1 protein-coding gene is annotated in these 1,425 nt (G+C 68.9%); it reads right to left on the bottom strand.

Annotated features, from left to right (window positions below; all coding sequences use genetic code 11):
* Positions 1 to 133: 133 nt before the first annotated feature.
* Positions 134 to 1,369, bottom strand: a complete 1,236-nt coding sequence (locus tag ACFYWY_RS38205) for an IS701 family transposase (protein WP_389196131.1) — start codon at positions 1,367 to 1,369, stop codon at positions 134 to 136.
* Between the last annotated feature and the right edge of the window lie 56 nt (positions 1,370 to 1,425).

Here is a 1,425-nt window from a genome sequence, read left to right on the forward strand (position 1 = left end):
CTAGTAGTGCTTCGTTAGGTCGGGGGCTGTCTTCTTCTGCTGGGTGTGGTGGGTAGGGCGCGTCCGCAGGTGGTGCAGGTTCCGGCCCAGCACCGCAGGAGGTCCTGGATGGCGTCGAGGACGTGGTAGAGAGTCAGGCCGGTGTATGGGCTTTTGGGTGGAGCCGGTGGAGGGTGAGGAAGGCCTGGGCGGCGGTGACCAGGGTGACGTGGTGGTGCCAGCCCCGCCAGGTGCGGCCTTCGAAATGGTCCAGGCCCAGGCCGTGCTTGAGTTCGCGGTAGTCGTGCTCGATGCGCCACCGCATCTTCGCCCACCGCACCAGATCCTCGATCGGTGTGGCGCCGGGCAGGTTGGAGGTCCAGTAGCCGGTCGGGGCAGTCTCATCGGAGGGCCACTCCACCAGCACCGTCCGGACCGGCAGGACTCCGTCCCACTCGTAGTGACCGCCGCCTGCTTCCTGGGCGGCCCGCAGGGCCTGCTTGCCCGCCGGCCGCACCCTCAGCAGGGCAAAACGTGACGTCATCGGGCCCTTGCTGCCTTCACGCCAGGTGACCTCGGCATAGCGGGAGACCGGTAGTTCGGCCGCAAGGCGGGGCAGAGACCGTGGCGAGGTGCGATAGCGCGGCAGCGTCGGCGGCCCGAGCCCGCCATAAGCCGGTTGGTGCGGCTCGGCTGCCTCCGGGTGGGCGACCTCCTTGCCCGTCAGCGCCACCACATAGGACAAGCCCCGCTCCTCCAGGGCGAGGCGGAACGGCGTGCTCGCTCCGTACCCTGCGTCGGCAACCACCACCCGAGCGGTCAGCTGCCAGTCGGCGAGCGTGTCCAGCAGGCCAAGCGCCAGACGCCACTTTTCCTGGTGTCCGACCCCGGCCGGGACCCCGGCTGCCCGACAGCGGGCCGGGTTGTCGGTCCATTCCCGGGGCAGATACAGCTGCCAGTTCAGGGGGCAGGAAGCGGTGTCGGTGGCCGCGTGGACGCTCACCGCGACCTGGCAGTTGGCCCGCTTGCCCACCGCTCCGCAATACTGGCGGACCACCCCCACCGACCGGGTGCCGCACTTGGGGAACGACACATCGTCGACCACCCACACCTCAGGCGTGATCAACCCGGCCAGGCGTTCAGCGATCCGCCGCCGCACCGGCAACGGGTCCCACGGCGACTGGTTCACGAACTGCTGCAGGGCCTGCATGTTCCCGTCCGGCAGCCGCTCGGCCATCGGCTGGATCGACTTGCGCCGCCCATCCAGCATCAGGCCCCGCAGATAACACCCGCCCCACCGACGCTGATCCCGCCGCGGGAGCGAGGCGAACACATCAGCAACGAACTCCGATAACTCACCCCGGAGCCGTTCCACCTCCCCAAGCCTCATACCTTCACCATGCCCCCGACCAGCCAAGATCGGCAGACCTCACGAAGCACTACTAG

Origin of the sequence: Streptomyces sp. NPDC002870 (genome assembly GCF_042888505.1) — a bacterium.
Classification (GTDB): Bacteria; Actinomycetota; Actinomycetes; order Streptomycetales; family Streptomycetaceae; genus Streptomyces.

Coding starts and splice junctions, on each gene's coding strand:
- ACFYWY_RS38205 (WP_389196131.1), bottom strand. CDS start 1,369: ATGAGGCTTGGGGAGGTGGAACGGCTCCGGGGTGAGTTATCGGAGTTC.